We start from the raw sequence: 22,195 nt of genomic DNA on the forward strand, positions 1-22,195 counted from the left end.
AGCAGATACGCTCGTATCATGGGCTAAATCCCCCATTTTCTGCGCAAAACTCGCCCTATTTTTTCGCGTCTGTTGCGTCAACATATCGCGTCTAACGGCGACTTAACTAAACCCCTTTGTTCGGGAATTGTCATGGCTATTCCCCCCTGTTTGCTGTAAAATTAGGCGTGTATGAAAGGAATGTCTAAAATGAAAAAAGTTAGCTTAGTCGTTCCTTGTTATAACGAGGAGGAGTCTATTCCACTATTTTTCCAAACCGTTAGCAAGGTGATCGACGCCATGAATTTGCCGACGCCCACCATTGTCCCGGAATACATCTTCGTGGACGACGGCTCATCGGACAACACTCTGGCGGAGATGAAGGCCCTGCATGAAGCTCATCCTGAGACCGTTCACTACCGCTCATTCTCCCGGAACTTCGGGAAGGAATCTGCCTTAGCTGCCGGGCTCCAAGCGACCACCGGGGATTATGTGGCCGTGATGGACGTGGACCTGCAGGACCCCCCAGAATTGTTACCTAAGATGGTTAAATTAATCGAAGAGGACGGGTACGACTGTGTCGGGACCATCCAGAAAGACCGGCGGGGTCAAAGCCGTATCCGGGCCTTTCTCTCATCAAGTTTCTACCGGGTCATCAATCACCTCTCCGATGTTCGGATCGAACCCAACGCGCGCGATTACCGGTTGATGACGCGCCAGTTCGTCAACACGGTGCTTGACCTGCCCGAATTCAACCGATTCTCCAAGGGAATCTTCAGTTGGGTCGGCTATAAGACCACTTACCTGACCTACGAGAGTCAACCTCGGGCGGCCGGCACCACGCATTGGAACATGCGTCAGCTCTTTTCCTACTCAATCGAGGGCATCATTGATTTCTCCAACGCCCCACTACGGCTGGCCACTTGGGTCGGAAGTATTTCGTTCTTCCTGTCCCTGATTGGCCTCATCTTCGTGGTGGTCCGCGCGCTGACCAACGGCGGTTCATCCGTCGCGGGCTGGCCGTCATTAGTGGTCATCATTCTCCTGATTGGCGGGATTCAGCTCTTCTGCCTGGGCATCCTGGGTCAGTACATCAGTAAGATCTACCTGGAAACCAAGCACCGACCGAAGTACATCGTTCGCGAAGAAAAGTAACCCGCACTATTTCACATCCCTAAGGCCTGCATGGGCTTTAGGGATTTTTTAGTTGCCACTTCTAATCAGCGCCTTACCGGGCGGTCAGACAGGGCTGGAACGCCGTGGGCACAACTTGGAGCCCCAGTGCGGGTCTCCAAGATTGGCCTTTTCCTAGGTAAGCTGAGAAACGCTCACCAAGGAAAATTTCACGGCTGAGCCCTGTCTGACCGCCCTCACGGCTAACACTGGTTAACCTGTTCCATAGCGACGTTTTGGTATGACCCTATGACAGCTACCTTCTCCCAAACAGTACGACATGAACCACCATACAATGATTCGAAATCCAGCTTGAAACTAAAAGTAGTTTGCCAGCGAGTCTTAGAATCGTAGGCTGGATAAATTCAGAATTGTCAGTCAAGACAAAAGCTACCTAATTGGTTAACGATACCTAGCGCAGCCCTGTCTGGCCGCCCGGCAAGGCGATGATCCACACGATGCAGCCAAGTAAAAAAGGACCACCCCGCGGGGTAGTCCTTTGCTTAGTTGTTTAGTGGAACAACATATTCATTAACAGAACCATTAGCAGACCGACGATTGAGATCACCGTTTCCAACGTGGTCCAGACCTTGAACGTATCCTTAACACTCAAGTCAAAGTATTCAGAGAACATCCAGAAACCAGCATCGTTAACGTGCGAAGCGGCTAATGAACCAGCTCCGATAGCTAAGGCAATCATGACTGGGTCGGCACCTAAGGTGTGCATCAACGGTGTAATCAATCCGGCGGCAGTCATCCCGGAGACCGTTGCGGACCCCAATGAGACCCGTAAGATCACCGTAATCAACCAAGCCAATACGATTGGTGACATCTTGGAGCTAGACATTAAGTCTTGAACGGCTTTCCCGACACCACCGTCGATCAGCACTTGCTTGAAGGCAGACCCACCGGCGATAACCATCAGTAACATGGCAATCGACTTGATAGCGGATTCCAAAGTCCCACTGATCTGCTTCATCGAACGGCCCCGGTGAATCCCCATGGACCAGATAGCGAACAGTAAGGCGATGACCATCGCGATGACGGGGTTTCCGACCATCGTGATCACGGCATCCAATCCATGCGGATTCTTCGGTGCCGTCCCGCCGTTAGCGACCATTTGGTAAATCGTCGCTAACGCCATGAAGACCACTGGGAACAGGGAAGTCAAGACGGACATCCCAAATCCTGGCGTTTCTTTTAAGTCGAATTCCTTCACTTCACCGAAGGCAGGTAAGGACTTCTTGACTACGAATAATTCGGGACTGAACTTCTTGATGACCCGCGTCCAGATAGGACCCGCAACGATCACACAAGGAATCGCAACGATGATCCCGATTAACAGCATTTCCCCCACGTTGGCGCCCAAGGCCGTCGCAACGGCGGTTGGCGATGGTTGTGGTGGTAAGAATCCTTGCGTCGCCGAGAGGGCCGCGGCCATCGAAATCCCCAGATAGAGGAATGGCACGTCGGCTTCCAGCGCAACGGCGAACACAATGGGCGTAACCAGAACTAACCCGACTTCGAACAACAGGGAAATTCCGATCATAAACGAGGCAATCACGATAGCAACTTGCAACCGTTTCTTCCCGAAGACGTTGATCAGCGTTCGCGCGATCCGGTAAGAACCCCCTGCGTCAGAAACTAGTCGGCCAATCATCGCACCAAATCCAAAGACGATGATCAGCTCACCCATTGAGCTACCGATCCCATTTTTAATGGAATCCGCAATATTAGCGGGGTTCATCCCCAGTCCTAATGCAACTAAAATGGACGTCGCAATTAGGGAAACAAAGGTGTTTAACTTCACCCGAATAATCAGGAAAAGCAGAAGTAAAATACCCAAAAGCAAAATCACAAACTGCATATTCTTTTTCTCTCTTTTCTTATGCTCGATTCTGATAAAATCAATCTGCCGAAATTAATTTCAATCACTTTGCATAAGGCCTATTGTATGAAACTTTTTTTCGGGATTCAAGCGTTTACCTGAATATAATTTTCAATTTTATTATGAAAGCACCGTGAAAACGTTACCGGACAATCATTACAGAGATTGGAGAATATTTTGCCATATAGGCCGCCTGACTCCCAAAATATTTGCGAACGCCACCCTTAGACAACGATCCGACGACCAATAAATCGGGTTTGACGGCAGGAATAATTGACTTAACAATCGTTTCGCCAGGGTCGCCTTCCCCAATCACGACCTTAACGTCGGTCAGTCCGACCCGTTCGGCCAGATTCTTGTACTGTTGTAAGTGGTCGTACAGGTCGTCGCGCTTCCCGTGCACGTAATCCTTGCTGAGGGCCTGGTAAATGTTCATGTTGTCAGACTCTAAGACTGAGCAGATTACCAGTTGCGCTTGGTCCGACTTGGCCCGGTTCATGGCATACCGGAAGGCCAATTGAGCATCCGGTGAATCATCCACCCCTACTAGAATACGTTTGAACTTCTTTGGATTCATTGATTGTGTGTCATCCATGCCTATCCAACCTCCTCGAGATGTTTTAAGTAACCGTCTCCATTATACAGGAAAATCAGGAAAAATCCGCCCGCTAGAACCAAACGCTAGCAGGAATCATTTCCCTTACCGCAGACGGTGCACCAAGTCCTGTCCCAACCGGTTCATGGCCGGGTACTGGCGGGCAGCGTGACTCCCCTGACTCAGCACTACGATCACTATTTTTTGACCACTGGTGGTCTTAAACAGGGCCGCGTCATTTTGGACCCCCAGATCCGGGTACTCACCGGTCTTGTTGTAGACCTGTGCGTGGGTGACCCGCAACGGCAGCTTGGAATGGTTGCGGCAATGGTGCAGTAACGCCAACATCTGCCGGTCGGCGGTCCTTCCCAACAACCGATGCTGGCTAAGTAACGTCAAGAAGCGGCTCAAGTCCCGCACCGAGGTCCAGTTATCGTGACCGCGTTGTAACGCCCGCGTATCCATCAGATGGCGACCCAAGACGGTTTGGGTAAAGTGGTGCTGCCGAATCACCCGGTTAACGGACTTCAAGCCTCCCGCCGTTGCAATCAGCTGGTTGGCCGCCGCATTATCGGAATTGTAGATCATCCGTTGTAGGGCCTGCCGGGTGGCCGCCGTCAGGGGAAGTTTCCCCTGCTGGTGTTGTTGAAAAATAGCCAGCATGATGTACAGCTTGATGGTGCTGGCCGCGCGTTGACGCTTGACGGCGTGATTCCCCGTCTTCAGGGTCACGGTCGGCTTCGTGAGCCGGGTCACCTGAACGGACCAGCGCCCACCGATACCCCGCATATCGCGTTTGATTTGCTGGGTCAACCGGGCTTTTTGCCGGGTCGTCAGGGTTCGCCGCGGGGTGGTTGCGGTCGCACGAGGCTTGGTCGTCTGTTTCGTGTGCTTTGGCGACGCCGCCGCACGGTGGACGGTCGCCCCGGCCACCGGTCGCGTTAGGTGATACCAGAGTCCGCCGCCACTAACCATGACCACCAATACGAATAGGCACCCGACTAATCTTCGAATCTTCATTGCATTTCGGGCATCCCGCTAGTGGTGCCCGCACCTCCCTTTCTAGGCACATCCAGTTCTGCATCACCGGCCATCAATCGGACCTAATGTGCTATCATCAAGTCAGCTGCGGAAAACCAGTTTGCCAGTTGCCAAGTTCTCTTTTAGGCCTAATCATTAGGTTGCAAAACTTTACTGTCTATTGAATAGTATAGCGCGATTTACCCGCAAGCAAAAAAGTTATTCTAAGATTACTTCTATTATATATTGTTTGACCCGTTCCAATCGTTAAGTAATTTCTCCTTTAAATCGTCAAGTTTTTCTAAGAAGGTGACATGATGTTTAAGAAACTCCTGATTATCGTACTTGCCATTATCGCTATCGGGGCCACCCTGGCCCTGGCGCTTCCCGCGACACCGGCCTGATTCCGTCAAAAAAGAGCTTCTTTCAAATGAATTGACCATTTGAAAGAAGCTCTTTTAAGCTGCGTCCCATCCCGTGGATGAAGACGGTCTGGTTATCTCGAATTGACCCCACCCGGACTCGAACCGGGATCAGCCGCTTAGGAGGCGGATGCCCTATCCAGTTGTGCTATGGGGCCATAAAAAACAATCCACCATTAATCATGCCATGGATTGTTTTAATTGTAAAGATGCTAATCGTGTGCCGCATCCCGGTCGCGCCACTTTTTGCGCATCCCCTTGTTCTTGTTATGTCGGTTCTTATGCTTCTTAGATTTCTTCTTAGCTGCGGCTGGTTCCGTGACCTTAGCCGGTTGGCCAGTCGCCCCGTTGGCCCGCGGTGCCTGAGTTTTAACTGCTGGTTGGCCTGATAGGGTCGCCGTGGTCGCCGTCGCCGATTCCGGTTTCTTTTCTTGAGGCTTGACCGCTACGGGCCGTTCGGTAGTCAGTGCCTTGTTCTGGAAGTAGATGGGGACCAACTGGTACTCGGTCTCGCGCAAGAGCTTCTTCAAGTCCCGCAAATCGTGGTCGTCACCTAGGTTGATGACCTGGCCCGGTTCGCCCATTCGGCCGGTCCGCCCCGCCCGGTGGACGTATTCGTTCACCGTCGATGGCAGGTCATAGTTGATCACGGCCGGTAGCTTAGGGATATCCAACCCCCGCGCCGCAACGTCCGTGGTCAATAAGAGTCGTGTGCGCCCTTGGCGGAAGTCCTGTAAGGCTTTCTCCCGTTGCACCTGCCGCAGATCACTGGTCAGACTGGTGGCCGAGACGTGGTCGTGGTAGAACTTAGCGGCCGTATGCTTCAGGGTGTTGGCTTGCTTGAAGAAGACCAGTGCCCGGAAGTTCGGAATCGCTAAGAGACGCTTCAGCATCTGGTCACGCTTGCCCATTCCAATCTGTAACAGGCCGTGCTGAACGGGGCCCTGCGTCTGGTCCTGTTCCCGGACGTCGATCCGTTCGACGGTCTGACCGAACCACTTCTCTAATTCGTGTAAGATTGGCGTATCCGTCGCGGAAAAGAAGCCCAGTTGGACGTCTGCGGGGGCCGCTTGAGCCACCGCCCGCACAGTCTCCAACGTCTCTCCGGTCAAGAGATCATCGGCCTCATCAATGATGATCAGGGAGACCAAGTGCGTCTTAAGTTTACGGTCCTGAATCAGGTTCAAGAGCCGCCCCGGTGTCGCTACCACGACTTCGGGCCGCTTTTTTAACCGTTCAGTCTGCCGTTTGACGTTGGCCCCACCGGTCAAAGCGGCGACCTTCAAATCCAACAACTTGGCCCAGTCGCGCATCACCCGACTGGTCTGAATCGCCAGCTCTTGGGAGGGTTCGAGCACTAGGAGTTGGGTCCCGTCGCCTGGCAATAGGTTCGCCAAAGCTGGCAAGGTGAAGGCGACCGTCTTCCCGGAACCCGTAGGCGCCAGGCCTAAGACGTTCTGGTCGCCCGCTAGTGGGCCGTACACGGCCGTTTGAATCGCCGTGGGTTCTGTGTAGCCCAGAGCTTTAAAATGTGCTTGATACTGTTCTAACATAATTTTCCTCTTTTTTAGTCGTTTTCGTCAGCTGGAAAGCGTAGGTTGGCCGTGACCCGCAATGCGTATAGGACCTGGTTGACCTGTTGACTCCAGCGTAACCACCGGCGATAATCGCCCATGTTTTGTGCCTCTTCGGGGGCCTGTAAGACCCGCGCGAAGTCTTCTACTTCCGGTAACATTGGGTTGGCCAAGGCAGGTTGGGTCAAGTCCACGACCTGACCATCAGCCGCGTGTCGCGCGACCTGCGTCAGTTCCCCGGCACTATCGACACTCAGCGTCTCCTTCAACCCATAGATCTCCGACCAGCTGTACGAGTTGCTGGTCTTACCAAAGCTGACCGTCACGTCAAAGTCTCCGTACCGTAAGACGGCCAAGCCCTTCCCGTCGGCGCCCGTCGCAATCAGTGTCGGGAAGTACGCCACGTTAGCGGGTTGACCGAACAGCGCCACGGCCAGATAGATCGGGTAGACCCCTAAATCTTGCAGCGCCCCACCCGAGAAGGTCTTGGTAAAGACGTTGGGCCGTTGCCCCGCTAAAACTTGGTCGTAACGGGACGAATACTTCATATAAGTCAGCGACGCGCCCTGGACCGTAGGCAACTCAGCGACCGCCTGTTGCAGAGCCTGGAAGTTCGGCGTGTGCACGTTGCGGGCCGCTTCGAAGAACCGCACGTTGGGGTGCTTGGTCAGCGTGGCCATCAACGCCGTCATCTCGTCTTCGTTGCTGACCGCCGGTTTCTCCACGATCACCGAGATATCCCGCTGAATCGCGGCTAAGGCTTGCTCGAAGTGCAGGCTATTGGGCGAGGCAATATAGACCACGTCCAACTTAGCATTGGTCAACATCTCCTGATAGTCGGTGTACCCGGCTTCTGCGTGGTTTTTAGCCGCAAAGGTCTGGGCGGTCTCCGCGTGCCGCGAATACACCCCCGCTAACGTATACTTCCCCGACAACGCAAGTGCTTCGACCAGTTGCTGGGTGATCCAGTTGGTCCCGACCGTTCCGATTCGAATCATGGCGCATCCCTCCATTTTATCTGATTGCCTTTATTTTAACAGTCCCACCGGACCAGGCATAGCGTGGACTTTAATTTTCTTAAAAAAGCCAGTGTCGGGCCGTGGTTTCTGCGGCTAAAAATGTTATATTGGGACTAACAAGTAATTTAAGGGGGGATACCGGTGAAAAGTCGGGAAATTGCTTTATTTGGACTATCGCTGCTCGCCGGACTGACCGGTGGCTTTTCACTTCGCAAAAAACAACAGTCACAACCTAACGAGTCCTCGCCGCTCTTCTACGCGGGAACTTGGCAGTTCGTGGACCCGCACAATCAGCGCCAGCACCGGTTAGAGATCAGTCCCAACCTGGATATTCGTATCGATGGGCGCGCTCTAGAAGTTACCGTTCAGGAACTCAACGAACACCAACTAACGTTCCAGGACAAGTTCGGGTACCACTTAGTGATCCACGCCAACGAGCAGCGACCGGTCTCCTTCTTCGACGAAGCGGACGATTGTACTTACACCGTCCACGCGATTGAACCCCCCACCCCTTAATGCTAAAGCACACCTAAAAAAAGGCCTTCTTTCTCGCCGGATTAGCCGGTAGAAAGAGGGCCTTTTACACTTGTCTTTAATTGGTTTTAATGTTAGGGGCTGTTTCGGACGGCCACTACGATTAGTCTGTCTTAAGTCCAACCCTAGTCATCATGGCTGAAGGTGGCCCACTGGCGCCGGGTCCCGTTGAAGACTGATAACCCCACGGCCTGCGACTGACCACTCTGGGTCAAGCGGCCGGTGGCGTCATACTCAATCAACTGCACCGGTGACGCGTAGTGTTGCAGCTTGCCGTCCACGACCCACTCCGCTTGGTGCGGTAAGGCTGGTCGGACGAACTGGGTCAAGACCGCCTGCTTGGCCTGGATGATCACCCCTTGCTGGTAAGTATTCTCCAGCCGGGTGACCAACGCCTTTAGTTTCTGACCCTGCTTCGCCATTGACTGATTATCACTATTGAACTGGTCGTAATAGGCCACGTTGACCACGATTGGTAGGGTTCCCGTCTCGTTGCCCACAATCTGGGAGAAGTGTGCGTACTGACGCTTCGCCGAGCTGGTGAAGCTAAACGTGTGCACCACACCGACCTTCATACTAGCCCCCTGCGAACGCGAGTAATTGTTACTGAAGTCGTCGTCAGAATAGGTTGCCCCAGAAGTCGCTTGCAGGTAGACGAACTGGTGGTGCTTGGCTAGCTGCTGGAAGTCCAGGTACCCGCTATCCTGATTGATCGACACCCCGCGAATCGGGAACTGGGCCAGTTGGGCCGCGTGATACTGTTGCCACTGGTGCCAGCCCCAGGTCCCGAATCCACCTAATAATAGGGCGATTAAAAGGACCACGACGCGGTGCCACCAACGTCGACGTCGAAACGTGTCTTCATATATAGGCTGATAATCGCGTCGTCTCACCCTGGTCACCGTTCCTCACAAATCTCTTTGCGCTATATTATACCATGACCGGGCTTAAGGTTCCTCGCGAGTTCGTTCGATCACGTCACGGACGTGCATCAGGATCGGTTGCGTCCGCGATGAGCTCCGGAGGACCGTCATCATGAAGAGGCTATCCAGGATGGCCAATTGGGACATCAGTGAGTACATTCCCTCGGAACGGTACTTGATCTCATCGGTCAGCGACAAAAACGTGACCGATGACGCTCGGGACAACGGTGACCCGCTATAACTGGTGATTCCAATGATGGGCACCTGGTTCGCCGTCAATTCACGAACGATATGCATGGTTTCTTGATTCTTCCCCGAATGCGAGATTACCACGGCACAATCCTTATCGGTCATCTTGGAGGCCTGCATCAACTGGATGTCGTAATCCGGGTGGTAGGTCACGTTCAACGAGGTCCGGACGAACTTATGGTACCCGTCTAATGCGGCGATAGCGGACCCGCCCAGGCCAAAGAACGTCACGGTCTTGGCGTTGATCAGTTTGATCACGGCCCGGGCCATGTCATTTTCGTTTAACGCGTCATTGGTCGCCGTTAACGAAGCCATCGAGGAATGAAAGACCTTGTTGGCGATGGTGCCCAACGAGTCCCCTTCGGCCAATTCTTTGAATAACTTGCTGCCCTCTTGGGCGTCGTTGACCACCACGTGGCCCAACTCCATCGAGAATTCTCGGTAGTTCGTGTACCCCAACCGTTTGACGAACCGGGAGATGGAGGCCGTCGACGCGCCCGCCGCACTCGCCAGTTCCCGAATCGTCATCTCACTTACCGTCGATGGACTGTTCAAGGCAAGCTGTGCAATTTTCTTTTCTGTTGCGGATAAACTGTCGTAAGTCGCCCGTAGTTTCCCCAGTGCTGAGCGTGCGATCGTCACCATCACCCTTCGTTTATTAATTTCTCTGTAAATATTTTACAGCAACCCCCTTGAAATGTGAAACTTTTTTACATATAATGGTCTTCGTTGCTATTAAGGGGTCCCTTTCGTTCACTGAACTGGTCCCCAATTGATTATCAAGGGGCAATGCTTGATTTCAGCGGGCCCACTAGTTAATATCATGGTAGCGTTTACGAAGTAAGATAATTAAGTCAAATTAGTTATTGGGCGAAAGTTACTCGTCTCAACGACGAGAGCCATTGAACGTGATGGGGCTGGTCGCCCGGACTGAAGTTACGAAAGGATGAATTTTAATGGATTACATGATTGGTGTCGACATTGGAACGACCAGTGTTAAGACCGTACTGTATGACACGAAGGGCAAGATGCAGGGTTACTCCAACAACCTGTACCCCCTGTACCAAGATGTGCCGGATATGGCGGAAGAAGATCCAGATGAAATCTTCTCAGCCATCATCGATGGTCTGACCACGGTCATGCGTAAAGCGGACTTAAAGGATGGTCAATTACACGGGGTCTCCTTCTCAGCTGCCATGCACAGCTTGATCTTACTGGACGAGAACCACAAGCCATTGACGCGGGCCATCACTTGGGCCGACAACCGGGCCGTTAAGTACGCCGACGAGTTACGGGAAAATGGCGTTGGGAAACAACTTTACGAAAAGACCGGGACACCAATTCACCCTATGACGCCACTGAGCAAGTTGATCTGGTTACGCAACGAAAAGCCAGACCTGTTCAAGCAAGCACGGTGGTTCGTCGGCATCAAGGAATACGTCATCTACAAGTTATTCGGAACGTTGCAAGAAGACTACTCCATCGCTAACGCTACGGGTCTGTTCAACATCTTCAAGATGGACTGGGACGACCAAGCCTTGGAAGTTGCCGGCATTACCCGGGACCAACTGCCGAAGTTAGTGGACACCACCGACCAGATTTCTGGCATGAACCAGGATTACGCTGGTGTGATTGGCATGGATCCTAAGACGCCATTCGTTATGGGCGCTTCTGACGGCCCACTGGCAAACTTAGGGGTCGATGCGATCACCCCTGGTGTCGTTGCCGTCACCATCGGGACTTCCGGTGCCGTTCGGGTGGTTACCGACAAGCCGAAGATCGACCCTAAGGGCCGGGTCTTCTGCTACTACCTGTCTAAAGACCACTGGGTCGTTGGTGGTCCGGTCAACAACGGTGGGATCGTCTTCCGTTGGGTCCGCGACCAACTCTTCGCACCAGAAAAGATTACGGCGGAACAGATGCAAGTCGATTCTTACGACCTGTTGACGGAAATCGCCTCCAAGGTCCCTGCCGGTTCCGACGGGCTGATTTTCCACCCATTCTTAGGTGGCGAACGGGCCCCAATCTGGGATGCCAACGCTCGGGGTTCCTTCTTCGGTCTGACGCGGACCCACTCTCGGGCCCACATGGTTCGGGCTGCCCTGGAAGGTATCGTCTACAACCTTTACACGGTCATGCTGGCCTTGGAAGAAGTTGTCGGCAAGCCATCTAGCATCCAGGCCACTGGTGGGTTCGCCCGCTCTGCGCTCTGGCGTCAAATGTTAGCGGACATCTTCGAACAAGACGTGACGATTCCTGAAAGTCCTGAAGGAACGGCCTTAGGGGCTGCAACGTTAGGGATGTACGCCTTAGGGTTGATCGACGACTTGTCAGAAGTCAAGAACTTCATCGGGGTCGCTAACGTCCACCATCCAAACCCAGAGACCTACGAAGCTTACCGGACGCTGGTTCCAATTTACATCCGGTTAAGTCGGCAATTACAATCTGAATACAAGAACATTGCCGAGTTCCAACGGAAACACCCACAACAAGTTTCCAAGGAAAAATAGTTTAACTGGTTAGCTTTTCTGAAAAACTAAGACTAATTTCTTAAATTTCTCTAGATTTTCACTATACAAAACCGTTTTCATCGAGTATACTGTAGTCACTTATTGAGAAGTCAACGTTTACACGTTGGCTTTTCAAAATTCAAAAAATGAAAGGGCTTACTTAACATGGAACTTATAGCACTTGTTATTGGGGTCATCTTCCTGTTAGTTCTCATTATTAAATTCAAGATGAACACCTTTGTTTCCTTAATTTTGACCTCCGTCTTAACGGCCATCCTTTTGGGGATGAACCTGACGAAGATCATGACCACGATCGAAGATGGGATTGGGAGTCAACTCGGTGAGTTGTCCTTAGTCTTTGGTTTCGGAGCGATGCTGGGTCGGTTAGTTGCCGACGCCGGTGGGGCTTACGTGATTGCCACGACCTTGATCGATAAATTCGGAAAAAAGCGCCTGCAAATTGCCATTATGCTTGCATCATTCATCATTGGGATTGCGCTATTCTTCGAAGTCGGGATGGTTCTGTTGATTCCAATCGTCTTCGCGATTGCGATTGAAGCCGATGTGCCAATTCTCTACTTAGGGATTTCAATGGCCGCCGCACTGTCCGTTACCCACGGGTTCTTACCACCTCACCCGGCACCAGTTGCCATCTCCGCCGTTTTAAACGCTAACGACGGGAAGGTCCTGTTATTCGGGTTAGTTGTTGCGATTCCTTGTGCCATCATTGCCGGCCCACTCTTCACCAAGTTGGCTCGCAAGTTCGCACCAGGTGCCTTTGCTCAAAAAGGGAACTTGTCTTCCTTGGGTGAAGTCAAGACCTTCAAGCCTTCCGAAGCCCCTAGCTTTGGATTATCCGTTCTGACTTCCCTCTTCCCCGTTATCTTGATGGCGATCACCACCATCTACAAGATGACCGTTGACGGTGGGGCTACCCCTACCAAGAACGCCACGATGCTGGACCAGATCATTGCCTTGATCGGTGACCCAGCCATGGCCATGCTGATTTCACTGATCGTTGCTATGTTCACCATGGGTTGGGGCCGGAAGCGTAAGACCTCTGACATCATGGAAACCTTGGAAAATGCGGTTAAGTCCATCGCGATGCTGCTGTTAGTTATCGGTGGTGGTGGGGCCTTCAAGCAAGTCCTCATCGACGGTGGCGTTGGTAAAGAAGTTGCCAAGATCTTCATCAACTCCAGCATGTCTCCATTAGTTCTGGGTTGGTTAGTCGCCGTCGTTCTCCGGGTGGCCTTGGGTTCCGCAACGGTGTCCGCATTAACGGCCGCCGGAATCGTAGCCCCATTGATGGCGCAAGCCGGTGTTGACCCTGCCCTGATGGTTCTGGCCATCGGTGCTGGTTCCTTAGCCGCTTCTCACGTCAACGATGCCGGGTTCTGGATGTTCCGGGAATACTTCGATTTGACCGTTAAGCAAACGTTAGGAATCTGGACGGTGCTGGAAACCATCATCGCCGTTGTCGGGTTAGCCATCGTCATGCTCTTGAACATGGCTTTCCACTAATTAACTTGCGTGTTACTGTTTGGACCGCTGCCCACTTTGGTGGGTGGCGGTTTTTTGCGTTGAGATTCTCCCCCACTATTGGACCACGTCTGGCGCTTTTTTCTCCCCCACCATCACTGTGCTATAATGGTTGAATCAGCGATTTTCACTGGTCTTTTGCGTTTAACGGGACCACTGAAAGCGCATCTTTAGAGAGAAGAGGCTTTTACTTTGGCAAAGGCATTACGCCGTGAAATCGGCACATTCACCGCATTGGCAACGGTCATGGGCACCGTGATCGGAGGCGGTGTCTTCTTCAAGACCGCCAGCGTGGTGGCCGCGAACCACTCCGCCAACATGACCCTTCTGGCCTGGGTCCTGGGGGGCCTGCTGACCATCTGCGCCGGGTTGACCAGCGCAGAACTGGCCGCCGCGATTCCCCGAACCGGCGGTGCCATGCGGTACTTGGAGTACGCCTACGGAAAACCCGTGGGCTTCTTGATGGGCTGGGCACAGATTCTGGTCTACTACCCCGCCAACATCGCCGCGCTCTCCATCATCTTCGGCGTTCAATTCGTGGCCTTGTTCCAACTCCCAGTAGCCTGGAAACTCCCCGTCGCCATTCTTTGTGGCCTAAGCATCACCGGGTTGAACTTCCTGGGCGCCAAGGTCGGGGGCCGGGTCCAATCGGTGGCCCTGGTCTTTAAATTGATTCCCATCGCCGTCATCGTGATTCTAGGGCTGTTCGCCCCCGCCACGACCCATTTTGCCTGGTGGCCAATTGCGACCGGCCAGCACATCGGGTGGGGTCACGCCTTTAGTTCGAGTCTTCTGGCCACCATGTTCGCTTACGACGGGTGGATCAGCATCGGGAACATCGCCGGTGAGATGAAGCACCCCGAACGCGACCTTCCCCGGGCCATCGTCTTAGGCCTGGCCGGCATCACCATCATCTACACGTTGGTCAACCTGGTCTTCTTACGGACCCTCCCAATCAGCGCCATCGCGGGCAACCAAAACGCGGCGGCCGATGCGGCCATGCAGCTGTTCGGCCAACTAGGTGGCAAACTGGTCACCATCGGGATCCTGATCTCGGTCTACGGAGCCATCAACGGCTACACCCTAACCGGGATGCGAGTGCCCTTCGCCATGGCGGAGGAGGACAGCCTACCGTTCTCCCGCTACTTCCGGCGCCTGTCACGACGAACCTACGTCCCCTTCTTTGCGGGGAGCGTCCAGTTCGGGATTGCGCTCATCATGATGATCCTGGGCAGCTTCGACCTCTTGACCGACATGCTGGTCTTCGTGATGTGGGTCTTCAACTGCCTGCTGTTCGTGGCGGTCTTCAAGTTACGGCACCGTGAGCCGGAACTGGTCCGGCCCTACCGCGTTCCCGGGTATCCCGTGGTTCCGCTAGTGGCTTTACTGGGCGGCCTGTTCATCCTGGTCACCACCCTAGTCACCGAACCCGGCCTAGCCACCACGGGTCTGGCCCTGACCCTCTTAGGCCTCCCCGTCTACTTCTGGCACCAAAACCACCGGCAACCAACACAGAAGTCCTAAATGCCAAATGGTGGAAAGTCATCCGGTCCCACCAGCCGATTGGCAGGGCCGTGACGCCAGTGGGCACGACTTTGAGCTTCGCTAAACCCGCGAATCTCAAAGCTCGGCCTTAGCCTAAGGCCAGAAAACCGCTGGCCTAACGCTAATTTCACCGGCTGGGCCCTATCGGCTGGCGGGACCTCACGTGGAGGCGTGACAATGCCTAACGCAGTAGACCATTCTAGCGCTAACGTGAGCCGTGAGGGTGGTCAGCTAGGGCTCAGCAGTGAAATTTGACTTGGACGACGTTTCTCAGTCGGCCTAGTCAAAGGCCCAGCTTCGAGACCGCTCTTTGGCTCGAAGTGGTGCCCACTGCGTTCCAGCCCTAGCTGGCCGCCCGGTAAGGCGGATGACCATCACAACCTAACATAAGCAGCACAAAAAAGTTGTCCTCAAATGCTGAGGACAACTTTTTATGTGCGGCTAGATTTAGACTTAAAGCTCACAAAGATTGGAAACTAGTGGTTACTATCACATCACACCATACCAGGACCTAGTGGTGAAGAATCCACACCCGGTAAGGCGCTGACCAGCCCACCGTTGCGGTTTAAACCAAAGGCTAATCGGTGTAAATTTGCTTAGCTAAGCCGAAAGCGGACCATGCCTTAGGCCAGCCGGTGTAGAAGGCCAGGTGGGTGATCAGTTCAACCATCTCATCTTTGGTGACCCCGTGTTGCTTGGCAATCTTCATGTGTGCTTCCAGTTGGGGCACCCCTTGGGTCATCAGACTGGCGACCGTGATTAAGCTCCGGTCGTGGGCGGACATTTTGTCCTCGCGGGACCAGACTTCCCCGAATAAGACGTCGTCGTTCAATTCCGCGAACTTGGGCGCAAAGTCACCTAAGTTATCGCGACCAGCGGTTTGTTTTTCAGCCATAATTACTTATCCTCCTCTACTGCAGCGTACTGTTCATCCGACACCGGTTCCAACCACTCCGGCGTACCGGCCGTGATGGCGATGTGGGAGAACCAGCTGTCCTTGGTCGCCCCGTGCCAGTGCTTGACGCCATCGTGGGTCACCACGACATCGCCCGCAACTAAGTGCCGGGCGGGCTTACCGGCTTCTTGGTACCAGCCTTCGCCACCGGTGACCAGTAAAATCTGGAAACCGTCGTGGTGGATGTGCCAATTGTTCCGGCAACCGGGTTCAAACGTCACGTTCCCCACGCCAACGTTGACGGCGGGATCACGAACTAGATCTTGTAAATAGCTTTGACCCGTAAAGAACTTCGCGTACGCGTCATTCTTGGGACCCATGGGAAAGGTGTTTTGTTGCATATCTTTTTCAGTAGCCATTTTAAAACGCTCCTTTTAAATTAAGCTTGCTTGGTTGGGTAGATCGTAAATTCATTGACGTTCACGTCTTCGGGCTGATCAACCGCAAAGTTGACCACCCGGGCAACAGCGTCCGGGGTGATTCCCACGGCGTCGTAGAACTTCTGCATCCCAGTAGCCGTCGATTGGTCGGTGATGGTGTGCAAGAGTTCGGTGTTAATCGCGGCCGGGTACAGGGAAGCCGTGCGGATGTTAGTCCCCTCTTGGGCACTTTCCATCCGGATGACTTCCATCAGGTTACGGACGGCAAACTTCGTGGCCCCGTAAACCCCGGAACCCGCAAAACTCTTGATGCCCGCCACGGAAGACGTGGTGATGATCTGGCCGTGCTTTTGACTGGTAAAGGTTGGCATGACGGCCGCAACGCCGTTCAACACCCCTTTTAAGTTGATGTCAATCATCGCGTTCCATTCGTCCACGTGCAACGCACTAATCGGCGAGTTGGGCATGATGCCGGCGTTGTTAAAGATGACGTCTAAGCCACCGAAGTCGTGTTGGGCTTGATCGACCAAAGCTTGGACCTGGTCAGGCTTAGTGACGTCCGTGACCCGGTAACTGGCCTGACCACCTGCGTCTTGAATGTCTTGGACGATGGCCTGCAGCCGGTTTTCCCGCCGGGCGCCCAGCACCACCTTGGCACCATTTTTAGCCAATAACTTGGCACTGGCTTCCCCGATTCCGGAGGAGGCACCGGTAATAACGATTACTTTATCTTGAACTGTCATCAGTCAATCTCCTTTTTTATTAATGAACTAGTTGAATACTGTTGTAACCAATGATCCACCGCACACGCCGCGCGGTCGACCCGGGACCCGCGAATCGGTAATCCCGGATAGATCTGCGCGGTGGGCACTCTCTGGTGGAGCGTGGTCAGGCTCTGCCCGAAGCCACTACCTTCGTGCGTTGCAAACGGCAACACGACCTTGGGGTGTGCCTGGTGTAGCAGACTAACCACGGGTCGGGGCAGATCTCCGAACCAGACGGGATACCCTAAAAACCAGACCGGATCGGCTAAAAGTGCCGGGGCGAGTGGCTCCAGGGCTGGTAGCGCCTGGTCAGCTTGTTCCTGACGCGCCCGGGTCAAAAGTGCCGCATAGGTCCGCGGATACGGGACCTGGGGGACAATGGCCTGGGGCTTAAGGTGGAGACGCTGACCAATCAGGGTGGCGACCCGTTGGGTGTTGCCCACCATTACCGGTACGGGACGTCCCCGTAATAGGGTTTCTCCGGGGGATGAGAACACCAAGATAACGGCCATCCGTCTCACATCCTTTCTTACGTTGCCTAAACAACAAAACCTAGTTTACAACCCCAACTGGTATAGGTCTAATGCTTCTTATTATTTATGATATGCCTGACAAGCATTCCATAGCGTTTATAAAAGGCCACCCGCTTGTGGGTGACCTTTTACGCCTTGGCTGAACCAAAGGCTTGTTGGAAGTAGTGAATAAATTCATGAACGACCGGGGTTAAGAGCCGGTCGCGCCGCCAGACCAGCACACAGTTGGTCTGCATGGTGGGGGCTAACGGAATAAAGCGCGTATCCGCCGGTTGCCGGTTCGACAAGGCTCCGGCGATCATCAAGGCCGCTGCGACCTGATGAGTCACTAAGGGCAACACGTTAAAACTCAGGTTGTAAGTGCCAATGATGTTTAATTGGTCGCGCGTGAGCCCCGACCAATCCAAGATGAGTTGCTGGACCTCGGGCCGGTTCGACAGCATCAAGGGCATCCCCGCCAAATCGGCCGGATGTACGCTGGATTGCTGGGCCACGAAGGCATCCTTGGAGACCAATAAGCCCCACTGCTCGGTCCGCGGTAACGTCAACGTCGCGTATTTGTCAGTATTGACCGGTTCCAATAGAATCGCCAGGTCTAATAACCCCTTGTCCAGCTGGTCGGTGATAATGTCGCTGGCACTGCTGAAGATGTGGAACGTAACCTGGGGATAGTCGCTCACGAAGTCCTCGAGCATCATGGCTAAGGTGTCCGAATTATCGGCCTCGACGCACCCGATGGCCAGGTGCCCGCTGAATAACTGCTGGCGCCGATCCACGAATTCCTGGGTGGTCTGCTGGGTCAACCGGAGGATCTCCCCCGCCCGACTCTTCAGGAACAACCCGGCATCGGTCAGGACTAGCCCCTTACTTTGGCGTTCAAAGAGGGGCGTCCCCAGCTCCTGTTCGAGTTCGCGGAGTTGGCGACTCAGGGTCGGCTGCGTCACGTGCAGGCACTCGGCGGCCCGGGAAATGTTCTCTTCTTCAGCAATCGTCCAAAAGTAGCGTAAAAGCCGCAACTCCACGAAACCGTCTCCTTTACTATCTGAGTTCTAGTGGTTGCCCGCTTCCGGTAGATCCGGGAACAGCTGACGCAACCGCGCTCGGGGATCACGCATCAGGGTGTCCTGTTCCTGCAAGACTTGGGTGACCCCCTGGTACGTGAAGAGCAAGAGGTCGGCGCCAAACTCATCCTTGACCTGGTAGAATTGCACGCCGGCCTGCATGGCCGTTAAGATGAAACGTTGGCACCGTTCGGAGAGCGTCTGGTAGACCGGCAAAAGCGCGGTCGACGATAGCCGTTGGTAGCGCCACGCGTTGGCGACCCGTAAGCCGTAATCCATCAGGCTGCCGTGCACCATATGCGTCAACAGCTTGGCTGCGGGCGTCAACTCGGGGTGCATCAAGACCTCTTCTAAGTCGTCGAGGGCCCGCCGTTGTTCGGTGTGGGCGTGCAGTTGGTCCAGCATGGTTCGCATGGCCTTAAAGATGGCCTGTCCTTGGGCTTGGAACTGCGTAGCCGCGTTGGGATTCTCCAGCGCCACCGCAGTATTCTTGTCCCGGGCGGCGGCTAAGTCGCTGGCCAGGTTGGTGGTCGGCGAGGCCTGGGTCAGCAGGTAGATCAAGAAGGTCTTCAGGAAGTACATGGCGTGGCGACTCACGCCATTGGTGGTAAAGGGCGTGTTGTCAAAGCCCCGGAATTCCAGGTACCCGATACCCCCGGTCAAGAAGTCCTGGGGCTTGACCTGGCCCCGTAACCGCACGGGACCGTTGATGACCGTCTTGCCGGCATCCATGATTCGTTGGAGGTTCCCTAGGTGCGCCGCCAGCGAGGTGTAGGTCACGGGCGTTCCGCTAGGTAAGGCACCGCTCTGCCGCACACTGCGCACCGGATGACTCAGGTCTGCCGGGACCGTCTCGAAGAAGCCGTCTTCCACGATGGGACTGGCCCCGAAGAGGTACGTCAGGAGCCACTGGTACCGGACGAAGTTCTGCGCTAAGCGGAAGTAGAGTTCATTTTTAAACGCCACCACGGAGTCGAAGTCGGCCGTGTAATGGCTGTACAGGCGATGAACCACCGGATCCGGCAAGCTGTAGTGAAACTGAACGCCGGTCAACCAGTCGGCTTGCCAGGTCGAGCCTAGTTGCGTCAACTCCGAAGGGGCCAAGACCGGTGGCAGGCTGAGCGGCCAGATGCGGTCCTCGCCCTCCAAAGAACGGTAGACCACCGTTTGTAACGTGTCCAAGCGGTCTAGCGTTCCACCAATGTTGGGGTTCGGCTCCGTGATCAGTTCCACTTGACTGGGCAATTTTCCCGTTCGCAGATACGGATGGGTCGGGCGATTCCGCCAAGGCAGCGGTTGAGGACGCTGACTCAAGTGACCCTGCTGGTCGACCCGATGTTCCGTCAATTCGATCCCCACTAAACTATGGTAAAGCTGTTCTGATAAATTTTCTTCTCGAATAACCGCTAATAAGTTTTCTAACATCGCGGTAACATCCCCTGACTGCAAGAACCATTCTACCTAAATTCTAGCGACTAACGACCGCCCTGTCACGAATTCAGCCCATGATTCCCCACGTACACAATATTTTTACTGATGACGTTATTATAGCATGCTTCCCCACCGGAACTGTCCCCCATGTTCGAAAACCTGCCATCAATTAAGCCGCCCGTAATCGTCAAAAAAACGCCCCCACTCGTGCGGCTGAACGCGCACTCGAGTTGGGAGCGTAAGATAACTGTTAACTTAATCGTTGGCGTGGACGTCAAAGGCCGACAGCAGCATGTCTTGAACGCCAGGGGCGTCGGGATCGTGTTGGCCGTGGCCCTGGTCTAAGGCCCGCATCTGGGCTAATTCGGCATCCGTTAACTGGAAGTCAAAGATGTCCAGGTTGCTCTTGATCCGTGCGGCGTGAACGGACTTCGGGAAGACGATGATGCCTTCTTGGTTCTCAAACCGCAAGATCACCTGACCGGCATCCTTGCCGTACTTCTGGGCAAGTTGTTGAATCACCGGTTCATTGAACAGGTCGCGGTTACCCTGACCCAGCGGTGCCCAGGCTTCAAGCTTCACGTCGTCAGCCGCTAAAATCTGCCGCAAATCGCGTTGCTGGAAGTACGGGTTGAACTCGACTTGGTTGACCGATGGCTTGACCGTAAATTGTGGGACGAACTGGTTCCAGATCTTAGGTGTCATGTTGGAGACCCCGATGGACTTAAGCTTCCCTGCCTGCTGGGCTTCTTCCATGGCCCGCCAAGCACCCGGCACGTCGCCGTAAGGCTGGTGGATCAAGTAGAGGTCCAAATAATCCAGCCCCAGCTTCTTTAAGGACAGGTCGATGGCCTTCTTGGCGGGTTCGTACCCGAAGTCTTGGAGCCACAGCTTACTGGTGACCCAGATGTCTTCGCGAGGAATGCCGCTCTCGCGAATCGCTTGACCGACTTCGGCTTCGTTGAAGTACGCCACGGCCGTATCGATGTGGCGGTACCCCGCTGCTAAGGCTTCCTTGACGGCCTTGACCGTACTGCCATCAGCGGGAATCTGGAAGGTCCCGAACCCGATAGCGGGAATCTGGGTACCATCATTTAATTGAATCTTAGGGGTGGTCATCATTTATTTCCTCCTTTAGTTTCATCGTGTAACTGCGCCAGGCTGGACCCGAAGATCTGCTCGATGGTGACCGGGTCGCGGTGGTCGAAGAATTGGCTTTCGTGGCGGTCCAGCGTCGCGATGGTGGTCATCTCATCCGGGGTTAACTCAAAGTCGAAGACGTCAAGGTTTTGGGCCATCCGGTCGGCGTGAACCGACTTAGGGATCACGGTAATGCCCCGTTGGAGTAACCAGCGCAAGATGACTTGGCCGGTCGTTTTGCCGTGAGCCGCCGCAATCTGCTGCAGGGTCGGGTTAGTGAAGATGTCGTGCTGCCCTTCGGCGAACGGTGCCCAGGCTTCGACCCGGACATTCTCGCCTTGATTGAAGCGTACTTCGTCGGCTTGCTGGTACCAGGGGTTCACTTCGATCTGGTTGAGCACTGGTGGAACCGTCATGGTCAGTTCTAGGTTTTTCAGCTGGTCGGCGTAGAAGTTCGAGACCCCGATGGCCCGAATCTTCCCGGCGTGGTAGGCCTCTTCAAGCGCCCGCCAAGCCCCCATCACGTCACCATAGGGTTGGTGTAAGAGGTAGAGATCCAGGTAATCTAAGCCTAAACGCTTAAGCGACGCATCGATACCGCGTTTTGCTCGTTCGTAGGTGAAATCAGAGACCCAGAGCTTCGACGTGACGAAGAAATCTTCCCGGGGAACGCCACTCTTTTGAATCGCGCGCCCCACGGCCTCTTCGTTCTGGTAGGCCGTCGCCGTGTCAATCAGCCGGTACCCGGCTTGGATCGCGGCCGTGACCGCCGTTTCACATTCGGCGAGGTCTGGGACTTGGAACACCCCGAAGCCTAACTGGGGCATCGGGACCCCGTTGCTTAAGGTGGTTGTGGGAATTTTTGCCATCGAATCATCCTTTCTGTATCACTTGATTGACTCCATCCTACTGCCAAACCAATGACTTGAAAATTACCCGTTGGCTATACTAGTATACA

General features: G+C 54.2%; 20 protein-coding genes and 1 tRNA gene. 5 read left to right on the plus strand and 16 right to left on the minus strand.

Annotation, left to right across the window (positions count from 1 at the left end; all coding sequences use genetic code 11):
* Nucleotides 1-189 precede the first annotated feature (189 nt).
* The gene (locus FD30_RS08015; protein WP_056944590.1) at nt 190-1,134 is read left to right on the plus strand and encodes a glycosyltransferase family 2 protein; all 945 of its coding nucleotides are present in this window, start codon (nt 190-192) and stop codon (nt 1,132-1,134) included.
* Between the two features lie 529 nt (nt 1,135-1,663).
* Here FD30_RS08015 and FD30_RS08020 read toward each other — a convergent pair.
* The 6 genes from FD30_RS08020 to FD30_RS08045 form a co-directional block, all read right to left on the minus strand.
* Nucleotides 1,664-3,019, minus strand: coding sequence for a gluconate:H+ symporter (locus FD30_RS08020; protein ID WP_024748084.1), 1,356 nt, complete (start codon nt 3,017-3,019; stop codon nt 1,664-1,666).
* Nucleotides 3,020-3,182: 163 nt separating this feature from the next.
* The gene (locus tag FD30_RS08025) at nt 3,183-3,635 is read right to left on the minus strand and encodes a universal stress protein (protein WP_056944591.1); all 453 of its coding nucleotides are present in this window, start codon (nt 3,633-3,635) and stop codon (nt 3,183-3,185) included.
* A 105-nt stretch (nt 3,636-3,740) separates the two neighbouring features.
* The gene (locus FD30_RS08030) at nt 3,741-4,655 is read right to left on the minus strand and encodes a serine hydrolase (protein WP_147000041.1); all 915 of its coding nucleotides are present in this window, start codon (nt 4,653-4,655) and stop codon (nt 3,741-3,743) included.
* A 507-nt stretch (nt 4,656-5,162) separates the two neighbouring features.
* A tRNA-Arg gene (locus FD30_RS08035) sits at nt 5,163-5,235 on the minus strand.
* A 54-nt stretch (nt 5,236-5,289) separates the two neighbouring features.
* Nucleotides 5,290-6,630: a DEAD/DEAH box helicase gene (locus FD30_RS08040; RefSeq protein WP_056944592.1), complete on the minus strand. Its 1,341-nt coding sequence runs from the start codon at nt 6,628-6,630 to the stop codon at nt 5,290-5,292.
* A gap of 14 nt (nt 6,631-6,644) precedes the next feature.
* Nucleotides 6,645-7,649 (minus strand): Gfo/Idh/MocA family protein, encoded by a 1,005-nt coding sequence (locus FD30_RS08045; protein WP_056944593.1) that lies wholly within the window; start codon nt 7,647-7,649, stop codon nt 6,645-6,647.
* Between the two features lie 162 nt (nt 7,650-7,811).
* Between FD30_RS08045 and FD30_RS08050 the strand changes: the two genes are divergently transcribed.
* Nucleotides 7,812-8,186, plus strand: a complete 375-nt coding sequence (locus FD30_RS08050) for a DUF4828 domain-containing protein (protein ID WP_056944594.1) — start codon at nt 7,812-7,814, stop codon at nt 8,184-8,186.
* A gap of 143 nt (nt 8,187-8,329) precedes the next feature.
* Here FD30_RS08050 and FD30_RS08055 read toward each other — a convergent pair whose 3' ends face one another.
* Together FD30_RS08055 and FD30_RS08060 are read right to left on the minus strand one after the other, a co-directional pair.
* Complete coding sequence (locus FD30_RS08055; protein WP_225426497.1) at nt 8,330-9,028, minus strand: GH25 family lysozyme; 699 nt, start codon at nt 9,026-9,028, stop codon at nt 8,330-8,332.
* Between the two features lie 123 nt (nt 9,029-9,151).
* Nucleotides 9,152-10,021 (minus strand): MurR/RpiR family transcriptional regulator, encoded by an 870-nt coding sequence (locus FD30_RS08060; RefSeq protein ID WP_056944596.1) that lies wholly within the window; start codon nt 10,019-10,021, stop codon nt 9,152-9,154.
* A 311-nt stretch (nt 10,022-10,332) separates the two neighbouring features.
* On the opposite strand from FD30_RS08060, the gene gntK reads away from it, so the two are divergent.
* The 3 genes from gntK (at nt 10,333) to FD30_RS08075 (ending at nt 14,952) form a co-directional block, all read left to right on the plus strand.
* Entirely contained in the window at nt 10,333-11,886 is a 1,554-nt protein-coding gene (gntK, locus tag FD30_RS08065) for a gluconokinase (RefSeq protein ID WP_056944597.1), read from the plus strand.
* A gap of 165 nt (nt 11,887-12,051) precedes the next feature.
* The gene (locus FD30_RS08070) at nt 12,052-13,410 is read left to right on the plus strand and encodes a gluconate:H+ symporter (RefSeq protein ID WP_056944598.1); all 1,359 of its coding nucleotides are present in this window, start codon (nt 12,052-12,054) and stop codon (nt 13,408-13,410) included.
* A 264-nt stretch (nt 13,411-13,674) separates the two neighbouring features.
* Nucleotides 13,675-14,952, plus strand: coding sequence for an APC family permease (locus FD30_RS08075; protein ID WP_056944634.1), 1,278 nt, complete (start codon nt 13,675-13,677; stop codon nt 14,950-14,952).
* Between the two features lie 598 nt (nt 14,953-15,550).
* On the opposite strand, the gene FD30_RS08080 is transcribed toward FD30_RS08075, so the two are convergent.
* The 8 genes from FD30_RS08080 to FD30_RS08115 all read right to left on the minus strand — a co-directional run bounded on the left by FD30_RS08080 (nt 15,551) and on the right by FD30_RS08115 (nt 22,106).
* Nucleotides 15,551-15,868 (minus strand): carboxymuconolactone decarboxylase family protein, encoded by a 318-nt coding sequence (locus FD30_RS08080; RefSeq protein WP_024748073.1) that lies wholly within the window; start codon nt 15,866-15,868, stop codon nt 15,551-15,553.
* A gap of 2 nt (nt 15,869-15,870) precedes the next feature.
* Entirely contained in the window at nt 15,871-16,287 is a 417-nt protein-coding gene (locus tag FD30_RS08085; RefSeq protein WP_056944599.1) for a cupin domain-containing protein, read from the minus strand.
* Between the two features lie 20 nt (nt 16,288-16,307).
* Nucleotides 16,308-17,051 carry an SDR family oxidoreductase gene (locus FD30_RS08090; RefSeq protein ID WP_056944600.1) on the minus strand — a complete coding sequence of 248 codons (744 nt, stop codon included), beginning with the start codon at nt 17,049-17,051 and terminating at the stop codon, nt 16,308-16,310.
* Nucleotides 17,051-17,584 carry a flavodoxin gene (locus FD30_RS08095; protein WP_056944601.1) on the minus strand — a complete coding sequence of 178 codons (534 nt, stop codon included), beginning with the start codon at nt 17,582-17,584 and terminating at the stop codon, nt 17,051-17,053. The genes FD30_RS08090 and FD30_RS08095 overlap by 1 nt, the downstream gene beginning before the upstream one ends.
* A gap of 149 nt (nt 17,585-17,733) precedes the next feature.
* A complete protein-coding gene (locus FD30_RS08100) occupies nt 17,734-18,627 on the minus strand; it encodes a LysR family transcriptional regulator (RefSeq protein ID WP_056944602.1) in 894 nt (297 codons plus the stop codon).
* A gap of 27 nt (nt 18,628-18,654) precedes the next feature.
* The gene (locus FD30_RS08105) at nt 18,655-20,091 is read right to left on the minus strand and encodes a gamma-glutamylcysteine synthetase (RefSeq protein ID WP_056944603.1); all 1,437 of its coding nucleotides are present in this window, start codon (nt 20,089-20,091) and stop codon (nt 18,655-18,657) included.
* A 261-nt stretch (nt 20,092-20,352) separates the two neighbouring features.
* Nucleotides 20,353-21,219 (minus strand): aldo/keto reductase, encoded by an 867-nt coding sequence (locus FD30_RS08110; protein WP_056944604.1) that lies wholly within the window; start codon nt 21,217-21,219, stop codon nt 20,353-20,355.
* The gene (locus FD30_RS08115) at nt 21,216-22,106 is read right to left on the minus strand and encodes an aldo/keto reductase (RefSeq protein ID WP_056944605.1); all 891 of its coding nucleotides are present in this window, start codon (nt 22,104-22,106) and stop codon (nt 21,216-21,218) included. Before FD30_RS08115 ends, FD30_RS08110 begins: the two co-directional genes overlap by 4 nt.
* Between the last annotated feature and the right edge of the window lie 89 nt (nt 22,107-22,195).

Origin of the sequence: Levilactobacillus namurensis DSM 19117 (assembly GCF_001434785.1) — a bacterium.
Classification (GTDB): domain Bacteria; phylum Bacillota; class Bacilli; order Lactobacillales; family Lactobacillaceae; genus Levilactobacillus; species Levilactobacillus namurensis.

Bases quoted from the DNA above. Each gene is read 5' to 3' on its own strand.
- FD30_RS08015 (WP_056944590.1), top strand. From the start codon at position 190: ATGAAAAAAGTTAGCTTAGTCGTTCCTTGTTATAACGAGGAGGAGTCT.
- FD30_RS08020 (WP_024748084.1), bottom strand. From the start codon at position 3,019: ATGCAGTTTGTGATTTTGCTTTTGGGTATTTTACTTCTGCTTTTCCTG.
- FD30_RS08025 (WP_056944591.1), bottom strand. From the start codon at position 3,635: ATGGATGACACACAATCAATGAATCCAAAGAAGTTCAAACGTATTCTA.
- FD30_RS08030 (WP_147000041.1), bottom strand. From the start codon at position 4,655: ATGAAGATTCGAAGATTAGTCGGGTGCCTATTCGTATTGGTGGTCATG.
- FD30_RS08040 (WP_056944592.1), bottom strand. From the start codon at position 6,630: ATGTTAGAACAGTATCAAGCACATTTTAAAGCTCTGGGCTACACAGAA.
- FD30_RS08045 (WP_056944593.1), bottom strand. From the start codon at position 7,649: ATGATTCGAATCGGAACGGTCGGGACCAACTGGATCACCCAGCAACTG.
- FD30_RS08060 (WP_056944596.1), bottom strand. From the start codon at position 10,021: ATGGTGACGATCGCACGCTCAGCACTGGGGAAACTACGGGCGACTTAC.
- gntK (WP_056944597.1), top strand. From the start codon at position 10,333: ATGGATTACATGATTGGTGTCGACATTGGAACGACCAGTGTTAAGACC.
- FD30_RS08070 (WP_056944598.1), top strand. From the start codon at position 12,052: ATGGAACTTATAGCACTTGTTATTGGGGTCATCTTCCTGTTAGTTCTC.
- FD30_RS08075 (WP_056944634.1), top strand. From the start codon at position 13,675: ATGGGCACCGTGATCGGAGGCGGTGTCTTCTTCAAGACCGCCAGCGTG.
- FD30_RS08080 (WP_024748073.1), bottom strand. From the start codon at position 15,868: ATGGCTGAAAAACAAACCGCTGGTCGCGATAACTTAGGTGACTTTGCG.
- FD30_RS08085 (WP_056944599.1), bottom strand. From the start codon at position 16,287: ATGGCTACTGAAAAAGATATGCAACAAAACACCTTTCCCATGGGTCCC.
- FD30_RS08090 (WP_056944600.1), bottom strand. From the start codon at position 17,051: ATGACAGTTCAAGATAAAGTAATCGTTATTACCGGTGCCTCCTCCGGA.
- FD30_RS08095 (WP_056944601.1), bottom strand. From the start codon at position 17,584: ATGGCCGTTATCTTGGTGTTCTCATCCCCCGGAGAAACCCTATTACGG.
- FD30_RS08105 (WP_056944603.1), bottom strand. From the start codon at position 20,091: ATGTTAGAAAACTTATTAGCGGTTATTCGAGAAGAAAATTTATCAGAA.
- FD30_RS08110 (WP_056944604.1), bottom strand. From the start codon at position 21,219: ATGATGACCACCCCTAAGATTCAATTAAATGATGGTACCCAGATTCCC.
- FD30_RS08115 (WP_056944605.1), bottom strand. From the start codon at position 22,106: ATGGCAAAAATTCCCACAACCACCTTAAGCAACGGGGTCCCGATGCCC.